This window comes from Minwuia sp. (assembly GCF_048007105.1).
Taxonomy (GTDB): Bacteria; Pseudomonadota; Alphaproteobacteria; order Minwuiales; family Minwuiaceae; genus Minwuia.
Genome location: NZ_CP180352.1, coordinates 354,007 through 370,342, shown reverse-complemented (window position 1 = coordinate 370,342; position 16,336 = coordinate 354,007). Strand labels below are relative to the sequence as shown.

The 16,336-nt window shown below is 62.6% G+C and carries 14 protein-coding genes; 7 read left to right on the top strand and 7 right to left on the bottom strand.

Annotated elements, in window-relative coordinates:
• The first annotated feature begins 56 nt into the window (after window positions 1–56).
• The 3 genes from ACMVY4_RS01785 (at window position 57) to ilvC (ending at window position 3,556) form a co-directional block, all read left to right on the top strand.
• Entirely contained in the window at window positions 57–1,823 is a 1,767-nt protein-coding gene (locus tag ACMVY4_RS01785) for an acetolactate synthase 3 large subunit (protein ID WP_416898493.1), read from the top strand.
• Between the two features lie 67 nt (window positions 1,824–1,890).
• Window positions 1,891–2,397 (top strand): acetolactate synthase small subunit, encoded by a 507-nt coding sequence (gene ilvN, locus ACMVY4_RS01780; protein WP_416898492.1) that lies wholly within the window; start codon window positions 1,891–1,893, stop codon window positions 2,395–2,397.
• Window positions 2,398–2,536: 139 nt separating this feature from the next.
• Window positions 2,537–3,556 carry a ketol-acid reductoisomerase gene (ilvC, locus tag ACMVY4_RS01775; RefSeq protein ID WP_416898491.1) on the top strand — a complete coding sequence of 340 codons (1,020 nt, stop codon included), beginning with the start codon at window positions 2,537–2,539 and terminating at the stop codon, window positions 3,554–3,556.
• Between the two features lie 115 nt (window positions 3,557–3,671).
• On the opposite strand, the gene ACMVY4_RS01770 is transcribed toward ilvC, so the two are convergent.
• A complete protein-coding gene (locus ACMVY4_RS01770; protein ID WP_416898490.1) occupies window positions 3,672–4,247 on the bottom strand; it encodes a PAS domain-containing protein in 576 nt (191 codons plus the stop codon).
• 143 nt (window positions 4,248–4,390) lie between these two features.
• On the bottom strand, window positions 4,391–5,017 hold the full coding sequence (locus ACMVY4_RS01765) for a PAS domain-containing protein (protein ID WP_416898489.1): 627 nt from the start codon (window positions 5,015–5,017) through the stop codon (window positions 4,391–4,393).
• Between the two features lie 151 nt (window positions 5,018–5,168).
• On the opposite strand from ACMVY4_RS01765, the gene ACMVY4_RS01760 reads away from it, so the two are divergent.
• The gene (locus ACMVY4_RS01760; RefSeq protein ID WP_416898488.1) at window positions 5,169–5,909 is read left to right on the top strand and encodes a tetratricopeptide repeat protein; all 741 of its coding nucleotides are present in this window, start codon (window positions 5,169–5,171) and stop codon (window positions 5,907–5,909) included.
• On the opposite strand, the gene uvrC is transcribed toward ACMVY4_RS01760, so the two are convergent.
• Together uvrC and ACMVY4_RS01750 are read right to left on the bottom strand one after the other, a co-directional pair.
• Window positions 5,906–7,786, bottom strand: coding sequence for an excinuclease ABC subunit UvrC (gene uvrC, locus ACMVY4_RS01755; RefSeq protein WP_416898487.1), 1,881 nt, complete (start codon window positions 7,784–7,786; stop codon window positions 5,906–5,908). The two genes, ACMVY4_RS01760 and uvrC, sit on opposite strands and share 4 nt — an antisense overlap.
• Before the next feature lie 177 nt (window positions 7,787–7,963).
• Window positions 7,964–9,103 (bottom strand): 2'-deoxycytidine 5'-triphosphate deaminase, encoded by a 1,140-nt coding sequence (locus ACMVY4_RS01750; RefSeq protein WP_416898486.1) that lies wholly within the window; start codon window positions 9,101–9,103, stop codon window positions 7,964–7,966.
• A gap of 103 nt (window positions 9,104–9,206) precedes the next feature.
• Between ACMVY4_RS01750 and ACMVY4_RS01745 the strand changes: the two genes are divergently transcribed.
• The 3 genes from ACMVY4_RS01745 (at window position 9,207) to ACMVY4_RS01735 (ending at window position 12,128) form a co-directional block, all read left to right on the top strand.
• Window positions 9,207–9,833 (top strand): hypothetical protein, encoded by a 627-nt coding sequence (locus ACMVY4_RS01745; protein WP_416898485.1) that lies wholly within the window; start codon window positions 9,207–9,209, stop codon window positions 9,831–9,833.
• A 1-nt stretch (window position 9,834) separates the two neighbouring features.
• Window positions 9,835–10,428, top strand: a complete 594-nt coding sequence (locus ACMVY4_RS01740; protein WP_416898484.1) for a hypothetical protein — start codon at window positions 9,835–9,837, stop codon at window positions 10,426–10,428.
• Window positions 10,429–10,505: 77 nt separating this feature from the next.
• On the top strand, window positions 10,506–12,128 hold the full coding sequence (locus tag ACMVY4_RS01735; RefSeq protein ID WP_416898483.1) for an acyl-CoA synthetase: 1,623 nt from the start codon (window positions 10,506–10,508) through the stop codon (window positions 12,126–12,128).
• Here ACMVY4_RS01735 and ACMVY4_RS01730 read toward each other — a convergent pair whose 3' ends face one another.
• From ACMVY4_RS01730 to ACMVY4_RS01720, 3 genes are all read right to left on the bottom strand, one after another.
• Entirely contained in the window at window positions 12,129–13,667 is a 1,539-nt protein-coding gene (locus ACMVY4_RS01730) for a hypothetical protein (protein ID WP_416898482.1), read from the bottom strand.
• Window positions 13,637–14,740, bottom strand: a complete 1,104-nt coding sequence (locus ACMVY4_RS01725) for a hypothetical protein (RefSeq protein WP_416898481.1) — start codon at window positions 14,738–14,740, stop codon at window positions 13,637–13,639. The genes ACMVY4_RS01730 and ACMVY4_RS01725 overlap by 31 nt, the downstream gene beginning before the upstream one ends.
• Before the next feature lie 157 nt (window positions 14,741–14,897).
• Complete coding sequence (locus ACMVY4_RS01720; RefSeq protein WP_416898480.1) at window positions 14,898–16,334, bottom strand: glutamine synthetase family protein; 1,437 nt, start codon at window positions 16,332–16,334, stop codon at window positions 14,898–14,900.
• Window positions 16,335–16,336: the final 2 nt, after the last annotated feature.

Below are 16,336 nucleotides of genomic sequence, written 5' to 3'. Positions count from 1 at the left end.
GCTTCGGCGGGGCGCTTTCGTTTTTGATACCCACCCCACGGAAGAAAGACAGGACCATGTCTACGAACGGAATGACCGGCGCCGAAATACTGATCAAAGCACTCGTTGATCAGGGCGTGGACACCGTATTCGGCTATCCGGGGGGCGCGGTACTACCCATCTACGACGCGCTGTTCCAGCAGAACTCCATCCGCCACATCCTCGTCCGTCAGGAAGGCGGCGCGGTGCACGCGGCCGAGGGCTATGCCCGCTCGACCGGCAAGCCCGGCGTCGTTCTGGTGACCTCTGGACCCGGCGCGACAAACGCCGTCACGGGCCTGACCGACGCGCTGATGGATTCCATCCCCGTCGTCTGCATCACCGGGCAGGTTGCGACGCACATGATCGGCAACGACGCCTTCCAGGAGTGCGACACGACCGGCATCACCCGGCCCTGCACCAAGCACAACTACCTGGTGAAGTCGTCCGATGACCTCAGCCGCGTTGTCCACCAGGCCTTCTATGTCGCCACCAACGGCCGTCCCGGCCCGGTGGTCATCGACATTCCGAAGGACGTGCAGATCGCGGCGGGCAAGTACCAGACCGCCGAGCAGACCCGGCACAAGACCTACCGTCCGCGCGTGAAGGGCGATCTGGAGGCCATCCGGGAGGCGGTCGAACTGATCGCCAATGCCGAGCGGCCGATCTTCTACACCGGCGGCGGCGTCATCAATTCGGGGCCGAAGGCGGCAATGCTGCTGACGCAGTTCGCGCACATGACCGGCTATCCGGTGACCTCGACGCTGATGGGTCTCGGCGCCTTCGCGGCCTCGGATCCGCAGTTCCTGGGCATGCTGGGCATGCACGGGGCTTACGAGGCCAACATGGCGATGCACGACTGCGATGTCATGATCTGCGTCGGTGCGCGTTTCGACGACCGGGTGACCGGGCGGCTGGACGCCTTCTCGCCCTATTCGAAGAAGATCCACATCGACATCGATCCCAGCTCGATCAACAAGAATGTCCGGGTCGACGTCCCGATCATCGGCGACGTGGCGCATGTCCTCGAGGACATGATCCGCATCTGGAAGGCCGGCGCCCGCAAGGCCGACAAGGGCCGGATCGCCCCGTGGTGGGCCGAGATCGAACGCTGGCGCGCCCGCAACGGCTTCGCCTATGGCGAGAGCGCCGATGTGATCAAGCCGCAGAAGGCGATCGAGCGCCTCTACGAGAAGACCAGGCATCTCGATCCGATCATCGCGACCGAGGTCGGGCAGCACCAGATGTGGGCGGCCCAGTTCTTCAAGTTCGAGGGGCCGAACCGCTGGCTGACGTCGGGCGGCCTGGGCACCATGGGTTACGGCCTGCCGGCCGCCATGGGCGCGCAGATCGCCAATCCGGACCGGCTCTGCATCGACATCGCCGGCGAGGCGTCGATCCTGATGAACATCCAGGAGATGTCGACGCTGGCGCAGTACCGTCTGCCGGTGAAGGTCTTCATCCTGAACAACCAGTGGATGGGGATGGTGCGCCAGTGGCAGGAACTGCTGCACGGCAAGCGCTACTCCGAGAGCTATGTCGACAGCCTGCCCGACTTCGTGAAGCTGGCCGACGCCTTCGGCGGCGTGGGCCTGATCGCCGAAAAGCCGGACGATCTGGACGGCGTCATCGACGAGATGCTGAAGGTGGACAAGCCGGTGATCGTCGATTGCCGCGTGGACCGGGAGGAGAACTGCTTCCCGATGGTGCCGTCCGGCGCCGCCCACAACGAGATGATCCTCGGCAACGAGGCCAACCCCGACGACGCGCCGAAAGTCACCGACAGCGGCTTCGCGCTGGTCTGATACCCGATCCGGGCACTTTTTGAGGGGGACCGCCCGGCCGGGTTCCGCAGGGCGTCCTTTTGGGAACATGAGCGACATTATCGAAACCCACACGATGGCCGTCCTGGTCGACAACGAGGCCGGCGTGCTGGCCCGTGTGATCGGCCTGTTTTCCGGCCGCGGCTACAATATCGAGAGCCTGACCGTGTCCGCGGTGGACAAGGCCAACAATCTCTCCCGCATCAACATCGTCACCTCGGGCACGCCCATGGTGATCGAGCAGATCAAGGCGCAGCTGGACCGGCTGGTGCCGGTGCACCGCGTCGCCGACCTGACCGTGGACGGCGAGCATATCGAGCGCGAGCTGGCGCTGCTGAAGGTGCGATGCTCGGGCGAGAAGCGGGTCGAGGCGCTGCGCATCGCGGACATCTTCAAGGCCAAGGCCGTGGATGCCACCGACCGCAGCTTCGTCTTCGAGATCACCGGTTCGACGGCCAAGATCGACGCCTTCGCCGATCTGATGACGCCGCTCGGTCTGGTCGATATCAGCCGCACCGGCATCGCAGCGATCAGCCGCGGTCCCGACGAGCTGTAGGAGCCATTCGGCCACCACATGACACCCCGGCCTTGTGCCGGGTTCCGGTGCGGCGTAAATCGCGCACCACAACCAGATGCAGGGGCGTAACGGCGCGAGCCGGATCTGCCCGGAAGCTACCCGGAGGGAGAACAAGAAGATGCGCGTTTACTACGACCGCGATGCGGACCTGAACCTGATCAAGTCGAAGAAGGTGATGGTGGTCGGCTATGGCAGCCAGGGCCACGCCCATGCGATGAACATGCGCGACAGCGGCGTGAAGGACGTCGCCATCGGCCTGCGCGAGGGTTCGTCGACCCGGAAGAAGGCCGAGGAAGCCGGCTTCAAGGTGATGACCGCCGCCGAGGGCGCGGCCTGGGCCGACGTCGTCATGGTCGCCACGCCGGACGAGCTGCAGGGCGATCTCTACCGTGACGAGCTGGAGCCGAACCTGAAGGAAGGTTCGGCGATGATCTTTGCCCACGGCCTGAACATCCACTTCAACCTGATCGAGCCGCGCGCCGATCTGGACGTCTTCATGATCGCGCCGAAGGGCCCGGGCCACACCGTGCGCTCCGAGTATCAGCGCGGCGGCGGCGTGCCCTGCCTGGTTGCGGTGCATCAGGACGCGTCCGGCAACGCGCTGGATGTCGGCCTGTCCTACGCCTCCGCCATCGGCGGCGGCCGCGCCGGCATCATCGAGACCACCTTCCAGGAAGAGTGCGAGACCGACCTGTTCGGCGAGCAGGTCGTCCTCTGCGGCGGTCTGGTGGAGTTGATCCGCGCCGGCTACGAGACTCTGGTCGAGGCCGGCTACGCGCCGGAGATGGCCTATTTCGAGTGCCTGCACGAGGTGAAGCTGATCGTCGATCTGATCTACGAAGGCGGCATCGCCAACATGAACTACTCCATCTCCAACACGGCGGAGTATGGCGAGTACGTGACCGGCCCGCGCATCATCACGTCCGAGACCAAGGCCGAGATGAAGCGCGTTCTCGACGACATCCAGTCGGGCAAGTTCACCCGCAACTGGATGCTGGAGAACAAGGTCAACCAGACCAGCTTCAAGGCGACCCGCGCCCGCAACGCGTCTCACCCGATCGAGGAAGTCGGCGAGAAGCTGCGCGGCATGATGCCTTGGATCAGCGAGAAGGCCCTGGTGGACAAGTCGAAGAACTAGCCGCGGCTGACGGCACGGGGATGGCCGGTCCGGCCATCCCGCCGTCTCCGCCGGTATTCGTTCGGTCGGAAGGCGTGTCGGATCGTCCGGCGCGCCTTCTTTCGTTCTGGGGGTGTCAGACCGGCGGCGCCAGGGCGGGCACGCCGGCGCCGATGTCGATCCATGTGGATGCGGCGGCGCCCATGCTCTCCACCTTGCCGAAGGCGGGGATCGCCGGGCCGCTCATGTAATCGCTGACATGGATCGAGTGGGTGACGCGGCCCTCGTCGTCCGTCAGCGGCAGGCCGAAGGCGCGGAACTCGCCCTCGCGCCCCTTCTCGAAGCGGTTGGTGTTGGTGGTGAGGATGCCGCACGGGTGCTCGACCATCCGGAACAGGCGCTCCGCCGCCTTCCGGCGGTCGTCGCCGCGCATCAGGTCGAGATAGTTGCTGCCCGTCAGATCGCGGCCGTGGATGCTGCGGAAATAGGAGCCGGCCAGACGGAACCGGATCATGTCCCGGTGCTCGAAGTCGTAGATGATGACGCGGGCGAGCGCCCGGCCCAGCCGTTCCGGCCGGATGTCGCGCTTGCGGGGCAGCAGGCGTCCGCCCGCCGCTTCCAGCCAGTGACGCGCAAGGGCGTCGGCATGACTGGAGCCGGGATTGGCGGCGCGAAGGGCCTCCAGCCGCTGATCCGGATCGCCGGTGGTCATTGGACCGTCTGTATTCGGGCACATGCGTTGCACCCTATACAGTCAGTCCGAAGAAAATATGAATACGAATTCGGGCGCGGGGAATGCGAAAAGTGCAGGGCCGCAGCCCGATACTGGTATCGAGAAACGCGAGTCCTGTGTGTCTAGTAAGGCGCAGATACCGCGGGTATGCCGAAGCCGATATCGATGTAGCGCGCGTGTTCCACGCCCATCGACCGGAGGCGGCCGTGAGAGGGCAGGTGTATCTGCCCGTCATACTGAGTGACATGTATCGAATGCGCGACCTGTCCGTCATCGTCCAGCAGCGGCAGCGCGACGATGAGATAGCGGCCGCACTGTCCGGACTCGAACAGGGTCGAGTTGACCGATGCAATCCCGCAGGGGTGTTCCAGCATGCCGAACAGCCGCCGCGACGCCGCTTCCCTGGATCCGTCTTCCTGAAGGTCCAGGAAGTTCCGGCCCGTCAGTTCGCCCTCATGGTGTTCCCAGAACGAGGTTCCGGCGAGTCTGAAGGTGATCGTGTCCCGATCCGTGTAATCGAAGATCACGAGATAGGGCAGCGAGCGGCGCAGGGCTTCGGGTCGCAGATCCCGCCGGCGCGGCGCCGGCAGGTCGCCGGCCATTTCGCACCAGTGCGCCACCAGTTCGTCCGCATGCCGCCAGTCCGGCAACGCTCCGGTGATGTGCTGGAATCGCCGTCCTGCGGCCTCGCCTGACGGCCGGACAATGTCATCCTGTCGGATGACCTGCGCTGCGGATGACTGATTCACTGGACTCATGCACGGAAGCTAGCAGATTTGGTGCCAGCCTGCAGGACCCCGGATGCGAAATGAGTCCGGTGCGGCAGCGATCACATCTTCGCGCCGCGGCTTGAGCGAGTTGGCTGGCGCGCCTATACCGCTCGGGAAAAGGGGGACCGCCATGCTCCGCAGACTGCTCGCCGTTGCCGCCGCATTCGCCTGCCTCGCCGCCTTGCCGGCGCTGGCCGACGCCGATCCGCGCTACGAGAAACTCTGCGGCGCGGCCGGGCATCCCGACTGGGCCTTCGGCGACGCCAAGACCACGCCCTACGAATACCGTCCGCTGTTCGGCTGCGACGACCGTCCCGGCTTCTGGCACAAGCGCGACCGCACCTATGTGAACCGCCTGCGCAAGCTGGGCTACAGCGACGCCGATCTGGGCACGCTGCTGGCGGAGCAGGGCTGGGTCTGGCTGAAGAAGAAGGAGCCGGCGCTGGCCATGCGCCGCCTCAACCTGGCCTTCGAATACGCGCCCTGGAACGGCGACATCTATCACGGCATCGCGCTGGCGATGTCGCAGGGCGGCCTGCCGCACGACATGGTCGGCTACTGGTACGCCGTGGCGGCGAACCAGAAGGCGGGCCGTCCCGAGCGCTTCGCCGATTACGGCCGTTTCCTGATCGCCACCGGGCAGTTCGAGAAGGCGGTGCCGGTGCTTGAGAAGTCCCGCGGCCTGCTGCCCGACGATACCTGGACGCTGATGAATCTGACCCAGAGCTATTTCGCGACCAAGCGGAAGCCGGAGGCCTGCGGCGCGGTGAAGCTGCTCGGCAGGTCCGAACCGCCGGAAGGCTATGACGCCACGCGCTACGGCATCGTCGTCGACCACTGGGAAGAGCGGGCCGAGAAAGAGGGCTGCTAGCGCTCTCCCGCGTTGAAGTGGTCGTAGATCTGCTGCGCCATCGCTTCTGAAATCCCGTCGACCCGTTGCAGGTCCGCCAGTCCGGCGCGGGCGACTCCCTTGGCCGAACCGAACTTCAGCAGCAACGCCTTCTTCCGCTTCGGGCCGATGCCCTCGATCTCGTCCAGCGGCGACTGGCCGATGGCCTTCGAGCGCCGCGCGCGGTGGGTGCCGATGGCGAAGCGGTGCGCCTCGTCGCGCAGGCGCTGCAGATAATAGAGCACGGGGTCGCGCTCCGGCAGCATGAAGGGGGCCTTGCCGGGCAGGTAGAAATCCTCCCGGCCGGCGTTGCGGTCCGGCCCCTTGGCGATGGAGACCAGCGCCACGCCCTCGACCTCAAGCACCTTCAGCACCTCTTCGGCGATGCCGAGCTGGCCCTTCCCGCCGTCGATGACGATCAGGTCGGGCCACGTCTCGTCCTTCTGCGCGGTCTCCTTCTTCAGCCGCTTGAAGCGCCGCGTCAGCACCTCCCGCATCATCGCGAAATCGTCGCCCGGCGTGAGCTCGGTGTCCTTGATGTTGAACTTGCGGTAGGCGGCCTTCCGGAAGCCCTCGGGCCCGGCGACGATCATGCCGCCGACGGCGTTGCTGCCCTGGATGTGGCTGTTGTCGTAGACCTCGATCCGCTGCGGCGGCTCGGCCAGCCCGAAGGCCTCGGCGACGCCCTTCAGCAGTTTGGCCTGCGCCTGGGTCTCGGCCTGCTTGCGGCCCAGCGCCTCCTCGGCATTGCGCACGGCCTGTTCGACCAACTCCTTCTTGGCGCCGCGCTTCGGGGTCAACACCTCGACCTTGCGGCCGGCGCGGACGGCCAGCGCCTCGCCGATCAGGTCCTGCGACGGGACCTCGTGGGACAGCAGCACCTGCCGCGGCGCCGGGCGGCTGTCGTAGAACTGGCCGACGAAGGCCGCCAGCACGTCGGCGGTCTCGTCGTCCTTGGAATGCGTCGGGTAGTAGGCCTTGTTGCCGTAGTTCTGGCCCGCCCGGTAGAAGAAGACCTGCACGCAGGTCTGTCCGCCGGCCTCGGCCGCGGCCATCACGTCGGCCTCTTCCAGCCCCTCGACATTGACGCCCTGCTTCTGCTGGATCTGCGCCATGGCCCAGAGCCGGTTGCGGTACATCGCGGCGTCCTCGAAGGCGAGTTCGTCGGAGGCTTTCTGCATCTTCCGGCCCAGGTCGTCGCGCACGTCCTGGCTGCGGCCGGCCAGGAAGTCGCGGGCCTGATCGACCAGTTCGCGGTATCCGTCCTTCGAGACGTAGCCGACGCAGGGAGCGACGCAGCGCTTGATCTGGTACTGCAGGCAGGGCCGGGTCCGGGTGGCGAAATCGCCGTCGGAACAGCTGCGCAGCGGAAAGGCCCTCTGCAGCGCGGTCAGGGTGTGGTTCACCGCCGTGGCCGAGGCGAACGGGCCGTAATAGTCCCGCGCCTTTTCCCGTGCACCGCGGTGCTTGGCCAGCATCGGATAGTCGTGGTCCAGATTGACCTCGATATAGGGGAACGACTTGTCGTCGCGCAGGATGATGTTGAAGCGCGGCTTCAGCTTCTTGATCAGGTTCGCTTCCAGCAGCAGCGCCTCGACCTCGGTATGGGTCGTGATGATCTCCAGCTCGCGGGTCATCTGGACCATGCGGGCGATGCGGATGGAGAGGCCCCGGGCGCGGGTGTAGCTGGTCACCCGGTTCTTCAGGTTCCGGGCCTTGCCGACATAGAGCACATCGCCCTTCGCGTTGAGCATGCGGTAGACGCCGGGGCTCTCCGGCACCGATCTCAGCTTCGCCTGCAGGATGGCGAAGCCGTCGGGTTCGGGTGCTTCGGTCGCGATGTCGGGTTCTGTCGTCAATACGGCTCCGGCGCTTCGCTCCCTCCCCCTTGAGGGGGGAGGGCCGGGGTGGGGGTGAAACCGAAGGGCAGGGGCGGGGCCGGTGCGCCCGAATTCGGCTTCGCCGATTCATCCCCATCCTAACCTTCCCCCCTCGAGGGGGAAGGGCATGATCCGGCGGGGGTGCTACCTAGGTAGTCAGCTCTGCGGCTGAATGAAGTGCTTGGAGAGCTTCAGACCCTGGCCCTGGTAGTGACTGCCGATGCCGGCGCCGTAGAGGGTCTCGGGGGTTTCGATCAGGCGTTCGTAGACCAGCCGGCAGACACGCTGGCCGTGTGCGATCTCGAAGGGGACCTCGTGGCTGCGGACCTCGAGCACCGCCGGGGTGCCGCTGCCGCCGCCGGCGGAGGTGTGGCCGAAGCCGGGATCGAAGAAGCCGGCATAATGGATGCGGAACTCGCCGAAGGAGGTGTCGTAGGCGACCATCTCGGCGGCAGAATCCGGGGGCACGGCGATCCGTTCCCGGCTGACCAGAATGTAGAACTGGTTCGGGTCCAGGATCAGCGTCTTCTCGGCATTGGCGTGGATCGGCTCCCAGAAGTCCTCGACCGGGTAGTGGCCGACGAGATCGAGATCGATCAGCGGCGCATGCCGTCGCGCGCGGTAGCCGATCAGCCCGCCATAGGCGTCGCCGGAGAGGTCGACCGAGACCCAGAGCCCGTCGCGGATGGTGGGTTCGTTGCCCTCCAGGCTGGCCGGATCGACCAGGCTCTCGCGCTGATGCAGTTCGCGGTGCAGGCTGTCCGAGGTGCCCGGCCGCCCGCGCCAGAGCCGGAGCTGGTTCAGGCGCAGCCCTGCCTTCGCCTTCACCGAGAAGGTGCGGGGCGCGATCTCCAGATAGAGCGGGCCGTCATAGCCGGCCTCGACGGTCTCGAAGCTCTCGCAGCCGTCGGTGACCAGCCGGGTGAAGACGTCCAGCCGCCCGGTGGAGCTTTTCGGGTTGGCCTTGGCCCACATGTCGCGCGGCAGGTCGAGCCGCTCCTGCAGTTCGACGATGTAGACGCAGCCGCGCTCCAGCACCGCGGCCTCGGCCAGGTCGAGCTCGTGCATGGTCAGCCGGGCAAGCTTGTCGGCGACGCGCACGCCCTTGCCCGGCAGGAAGCTGGTGCGCACCCGCCAGGCGCGTCGGCCGAGGCGGAGGTCGATGCTGGAGGGCTGGATGATCTCGTCCGGCACGCCGCCATCGGCCCGGATCATGCCGTCGGTCACGGCGCGGCGCAGCGCCTGCGACGGCAGGATGCCCGTGGTGCGGGCGCGGGTGGCGGCTTCGGCAGTCATGGCGACATCACTTATCGGTTTCGCCAGCGCCCGACAATCAATTGATCGGTTCCGGGCCGTTCCGGCTTGATCAACCGGGAGCCCCCGGTGTGAGATGAAGGTCATGCGACGTTCCGGGCCCCACATGCTCGCGGCAAAAGCGGCTCTTCTCGGGGCGGTCCTGTTCTGGTGCGCGCCAGCCGCGGCGGTCGAGGACTGCGAAACCGCCGCAAAACTCAACGATGCCGCCTTCACCGAGGCGCGGCGGGCGGTTCGGGAATCGCGGCTCGCCGTCAACGAGCTGAATTCCAGGCTGATCCTGCGCACCGCCGCGCTGGAGGAAGAGAACGGCAAGCTGCGCGAGGTGATCGGCGAGTATCAGGCCCGCGGCGGCACGCTGTTCTTCGACCCGCCCGAGGGTACGGCGCAGTTCCTGATCCGGATCCGGCCGATCAACCGGGAGATCGTGGTCCACCACTACAAGCAACTGGCGCTCTACGACCAGCAGCAGACCCATCATCTCAGGATGCAGCAGATGGTCCGCCTGTTCCTGGAACAGATGGAAGGCCGGAAGGAGAGCTGCCCCGGCATGGCCGTGGGCACAGCCTGGGAGTGGACCGGGCGGCAGGGCGACAGCGCGAACCGGGCCGTCAAGCGGACCGAGCGGCTGATCGACCTGGTCGACAAGCGCATGGAGTGGCTGCGCCTGCTGGAGACCTGGGCGCTGCAGTCGGCGCAGGCGGCGCAGTAGCTTGCGATGGCTGATCCTTCTCTCGACGCTTGCAATGCTCGCTGCAACGCCGGCGCGTGCTGACTGCGAGATCGACATTGCCGCGTTGAAACAGGACTATCGCCTGGCCCGCGAGGATGTCACCGAGGTGCGTGGCGAGTTGCTGTCGCTCAAGGGCGAACTGGAGGAGCCGGAGCGGCGTCGCGAGAAGCTGCATGCCTGGTTCGACAGCCAATGGGTGTCCGACGGCGACGGCGTGATCAAGCCCAGACACCGCCTCACTCCGAACCTTGTCGAGGACACCATCGACTGGGCGAGCGAGATGATCGGCATCCACGGAACCCATATCCGCGTCTACAAGGCGCAATTGCCGCTGAACCATCGACTCTCCGGCTTCGGCCTCGAGATCGCCTCCACTGCAGAGCATCTTCAGGCCCGTTGTCCGTCGGAGGAGGTCCGCCGCATCGCGGCATGGGGCCGGAAGAATGTCGATGACGGGAAGCGGACGCACACGATCCGTGAAGACGAGATCGGGCACCATCAGGACCGGATCGGATACCTCCAGATACTGAAGGCGATACTCGGCCGGATACAGGAGCGGATGCGCGGCAGTTAGACAGTTGATAACCCCCGGCCATCTGGTGTTAATCATCGGCCACGAAACGAGAGACGCCGCCCCGGAGGAAACCGCCCATGAGCGCCGATGCCTATGCCCGCGATCTGGACATGCAGCCCGCCAACTACGCCGCGCTGTCGCCGCTGAGCCTGATCCGCCGGACGGCGACGGTCTATCCCGAGTTCACCGCCATCATCCATGGCGACCTGACCCGGACCTGGAAGGAAACCTACGACCGCTGCGTCCTGCTCGGCTCGGCGCTGGCGAAGCTGGGCATCACCAAGGACGACACCGTCGCCATCATGTGCCCCAACATCCCGGAGATGTACGAGGCCCATTTCGGCGTCGCCATGGCCGGCGCGGTGCTGAACCCGCTGAACTACCGCCTCAGCGCCGGCGAGATCGCCTTCATCCTGAACCACGGCGAGGCCAAGGTGCTGATCACCGACACCGAGTTCTCCGACATCGTGAAGGAGGCGCTGAAATCGGTGGAGCGGGAGATCACCGTGATCGACGTGGTCGACCCGCAGGGCCCGGGCGGCGAGACGCTGGGGTCCATGGACTACGAGGCGCTGCTGAAGACCGGCGATCCGTCGATGCAGTGGTCGCTGCCGGACAACGAGTGGGACAAGATCTCGCTCAACTACACTTCCGGCACCACGGGCAATCCGAAGGGCGTCGTCTACACCCACCGCGGGGCCTATCTGAACGCCATCAACAACGCCGTCACCTGGGGCATGGGCAACCACGCGCGCTATCTCTGGACGCTGCCCATGTTCCATTGCGACGGCTGGTGCTTCCCCTGGACGGTCGCCGCCATCGCCGGCGTGAACATCTGCCTGCGCCGCGTCGAGGCGGCCACGATCTACGACGCCATCGCCACCCACAGGGCCACCCATCTCTGCGGCGCGCCCATCGTCATGCAGATGATCACCGGCGCCTCGGACGCGCAGAAGAAGCCCTTCGAGCAGACCGTCAACATGATGACCGCCGCCGCGCCGCCGCCGGCCTCGGTGCTGGCCGAGATGGCGGAGCAGGGCTTCGAGGTCACCCATGTCTACGGCCTGACCGAGACCTACGGCCCCTGCGTGGTCTGCGCCTGGAAGGAGGAGTGGGACAGCCTCGACGTCCAGCCCAAGGCGAAGATGAAGGCGCGCCAGGGCGTGCATTCGGCGATGCAGGAGGACCTGATGGTCGCCGACGCCGAGACCCTGCAGCCGGTGCCGAAGGACGGCGAGACCATGGGCGAGGTCTTCATGCGCGGCAACATCGTCATGGCCGGCTATCTGAAGAACCCGAAGGCCTCGGGCGACGCCTTCAAGGGCGGCTGGTTCCACTCGGGCGATCTCGGCGTCTGGCACCCGGATGGCTATATCGAGCTGAAGGACCGCTCCAAGGACATCATCATCTCCGGCGGCGAGAACATCTCCTCGATCGAGGTGGAGGACACGCTCTACAAGCACCCGGCGGTCGCCGCCTGCGGCGTGGTCGGCAAGCCCGACGAGAAATGGGGCGAAACCCCCGTCGCCTTCATCGAGCTGAAGCCCGGCAAGGAAGCGACGGCGGACGAGATCAAGACCCACTGCCGCGACAACCTCGCCCACTACAAGTGCCCCCGCGAGGTCGTCTTCGGCGAGATCCCGAAAACCTCCACCGGCAAGATCCAGAAGTTCAAGCTGCGTGATATGGCGAAAGGGTAGTCAGCCATCAAATTTGGAATTCAGTTCGAAGAATTCTCTAGCAGAATCAGCTAATTCTTCGAATTTCTGCGAAATATATTCTGCTGAAGTGGTGATTGTATACTCATTAGTCACCAAATCTTGACGAATTAGCTCGCCATGAATTTTCTGTGAAATGGGCGATGTAGAACTTAAGATTCCGTCGGCGCTACGTTTAAAATTTGCGATAACACTTCGGAAGTAATGCGGTTCACTAACATCAGGAAGCATGCCTACAACCAGCCTAAATGTCCTATCACATTCGCGCTCATCGAAGTTCGCAATAAGTAAGAATAATATTTCTTCCGTGTAGTCATTTACGCCCGATCGAGAAATAGACGTGTATATGCGACCGGTGATCCTGTCAGGTTCATTAATCCGCTCAATTTTTTCGACGCTATCCCAGGGAGATTGGAGATGTTCGTGCTGCTCACCTCTGAGCATACCTCGAATGGCGCCAATCAAGATTTCGGAAAATGCTGACCTGGAGCCGTCTCTTGCAAAGAAATTCGACTTCGCAACCGCACTGATCGTATTATTTATTTGTTCTAAAGATGTCTTCTCGCCAGTGTTGTTGCTTCGCAGTGTCCATGAAACGCACACGACTGACGCAACTATTACAAAGTCGCGCCATAGATTCGAGAAAACTATCCCAGACAATAGTCTGGGATCCATGGGTATGTGGTATAGCGTGTCCAAGATTGGTTGTAGTTTCGCGATGGTTTTGTCCCAGTCACTCGATATGTTAGCGACCGAAAAGTGTGGATTTCGATAGTAATTATGGGAACTGAAATTGTATTCAAAATTGTCATCAAGATTACTGATATGTTCCTGAAGGGCATCATATAGTGCCGGCTGGTTCTTATAGAATGACAAACAAAGAAAGAAACACCAGGTTTCGAAATAACCTCTCAATATTGGAAAGGTGGAGTAGATTGCTTTCCAATTTGCGGGCGCGCTGTCCTGATTCCTATCACTCCGTCGAATTGGGGATACGATTTCTGTTCCAAGGCTTTCCCACGCGCCTATAAAATCCCTAGACGCGGATGCATCGAGGACAGAGCCAGTCCGTTCACTGTAGTCTGTGTTTGAATCAGTGGCCTGGTAGCCCAGCCTTATTGCGAGATCAAACAGGCTTTTCCAGCTAGTGTCCTGTTCTGATCCGATGTAGTTTCTAAAAAGAACTGGCAAAACTCTACAAATCGAGCTGAAATATTCACTCTGATATGGAACACGTTTCACAGATTCAATTGTCATTTCGTTGTATGCTCTTATCCAATCTTGATGCTCGGAGAACCAGCCGCCGAGCAATGAAAGAGATCGGATAACACCTTCTTCGTCTACAAAGCGATGTGATTGAATCAAGAAACTGTGAAAATCTATGAACTCCCGTAGGTTGCCCGAAAATTTATTTGGCGAGTTATCACGAATTGATTCGACAACTATCTGTGATAGCTCCTCCAGTATCGCGCTTGATGTAGGATATTTTGTCATAATCTTGTCTTCCGAAACCGAAAACATCTTGAAATAATTAATCTTTCAAATAATGAAAAGCTACCTCCACCCGTTCTTTGGCATAAGACGAATTCTTTCTTGTGTTTGCTTTCAAATGACGCCGGAAACTCCAATGAAATTGTTTTTGGAGCGCCCGCGCCTGAATTATCAATCGACCGCTTTATCCAGCCGCATATTACGATTTTGAGTGGTGTTGCCCAGACGTCATGGAGTTCATAGCCGGAAGTCGGGAACTGTTTCAATATCTCGACATTTCCGGGCTGCCCCAAATTGTGGCCGAACAAAATATTAATGTTGTTTCCTGGAAAGCGATTATTTAATATTTGAGAAAGCCTATTTGATTGACCTTGATATTCTAAGCTTTTCCAATAGGGTAAAAGATTTTCGATCATTCCTTTGTTCATTGTATAAGCTTTTCGAATTCGCATCCTCTCGTCAGCGTCCAAAAATCTCAAACTTGTCGAAAAAAACTTCCACAATCCAAATATATTTATAAGCAACCAAGTCGATAGTGTAAAAATTGAGGCTAAACGGCAGTGAGATACTAACGGACTTCTGTCTGAAAGAAGAATGTAAACTGAGATCCAAAGGACATTGACTCCGCAAAGAGCTAGGCTGCTAGCGCCAAGTGAGAAGGAATGTGATTCAATATGGTAAATTTTGATTTCGGGTGAGCGACCGACTCCGCCAGTATTTTGTCTAATTGTCGATGTTGTCAAGGAAACGGCAATTGGAAAAATGATGCCAATCAATACTGCCTGAGTTGCCAGTATGTAAATTTCGATCGAAGTTCCGAGGGTCAATTGATGAACATTTCTCAATAACGTGTCATTTTGACCTGTATTTATGACAAAACTCAAAATAAAAGAAAAAAGCCAAAAAATAAAGAAAGAAAGAATAAAGAAAGAAGGTCTATCGGATTGAAAAAGTATTTGAAAAAATTTGTCGGAAGCCTGATATTTTGCGTCGCTTTCTTTCACTTTTTGATGAATTATTTTGCGCAAGGTTTGGCGCACATCGAAGTGAACGCTGCCAAAAATGTCTTTCCCATAAGTGAGATGGAGTAGCTGAAAGAGCATTGTCTCAGTTCAGAATGTGCTGTCGATCGAGGGCAGTAAATTTCGTACGCTACCACTATAAGCAGTATATGCGATTTGTGAGTACAATAAAGCTGTGTCGTTTGGAATATTGGTTTTTTGGCGCTATTGGTCGGTCTATGCGCGTAGTTGACTACTGCTACAACCCCCCGAAATACTCCCGCTGCTCCCACTCCGAGACCTCCGCCAGGTAGCGCTCCCACTCCGCGCGTTTGAGGCGGGCGTAGAAGCTGGTGAACTCGGCGCCGAAGGCGCTGCGGAAGAGGTGGCCGGTCTCGAAGGCCTGGATGGCCTCGCCGAGATTGGCGGGCAGGCGCGGGGCGGCGTCCGCGTAGGGGGCCTCGACCGGGGGCGGGGCGGGGACGCCGGCGGCGAGGCCGCTCAGGCCGCCTGCGATCTGGCTGGCGAAGACGTAGTAGGGGTTGGCCGCGGGCTCGGCGACGCGGTTCTCGATCCGGCTGGCGGCGTCGCCCGGCCGGGTCAGCGCGCGGATCATCGCCCCGCGGTTGTCGTGGGCCCACTGGATCCGCGTCGGCGCGAGCTGGAAGTCCTGGTAGCGCTTGTAGCCGTTCACCGTCGGCGTGGTGATCAGGCAGGTCTCGCGGGCGTGGCGCAGCAGACCGGCGATCCAGCAGTCGGCGGTGTCCGACAGCGCCGCGCCGCCGCCGGGCGTGAACAGGTTCCGGCCTGTCGTCGCGTCCAGCACCGACTGGTGCAGGTGCCAGCCCGCCGCGGCGGCGTGGTCCAGCCGGGGCCGCGACATGAAGGTGGCGTGCAGGCCGTGCCGCGCCGCGACCTGCTTCGCCATGGAGCGGAACAGCACAATGGCGTCGGCCTGCTCCAGCGGCGCGCCGGGATCGAAGACGAACTCGAGCTGGCTCGGCCCGAACTCGGCCTCGACGGCGCGGAGCGGCAGGCCGAGCCCGTCGCAGGCCCCGCGCAGCAGCCGGATCACCTCGTCCAGCGCATTCGTGCGCTCCTCGCCCAGCAGCCCGTAGCCGCGCGTCAGGTATTCGACCTCGGGCGGCGCGGCGGGCATGCCGGAGTCCGCCGGTGACAGCTTCGGGTCGGTGACCTGGAAGACGTGGAACTCCACCTCCAGCCCCACCTGCATGGCGAGGCCCTGCGCCGCCAGCCGCGCCAGCGCCGCCTTCAGCACCGTGCGCGGCGCGAAGGCGAGGGGCGCGCCGTCGCGGCGGGCCACGTCGCAGAGCATCCAGCCGGTCTTCTCCGCCCAGGGCAGGGTGCGGAAGGTCGCCGGGTCCGGCGCCAGCAGCAGGTCGCCCGAACCGGTCAGCGCGCCCGCACCGAAGCCGGCATCGGCCTGCCAGACGGGGAAGGCGGTGCGCTGGGACGTGTCCTTCAGCATCACCGTCGAGGGCGCGGTGACGCCGTCGGCCAGCGCGCCGGCCAGCGCGCCGGGCATCAGCGTCTTGCCGCGCAGCACGCCATGCGGATCGGGGAAGACGAGGCGGACGCTCTCCAGCCCCTCCGCCTCGACGCGGGCCAGCACCTCGGCAGCCTGGCGCCGGGCGTCGTCGTCGGTCAGGCCCGCTTCCGACAGATAGCCGCTCATGC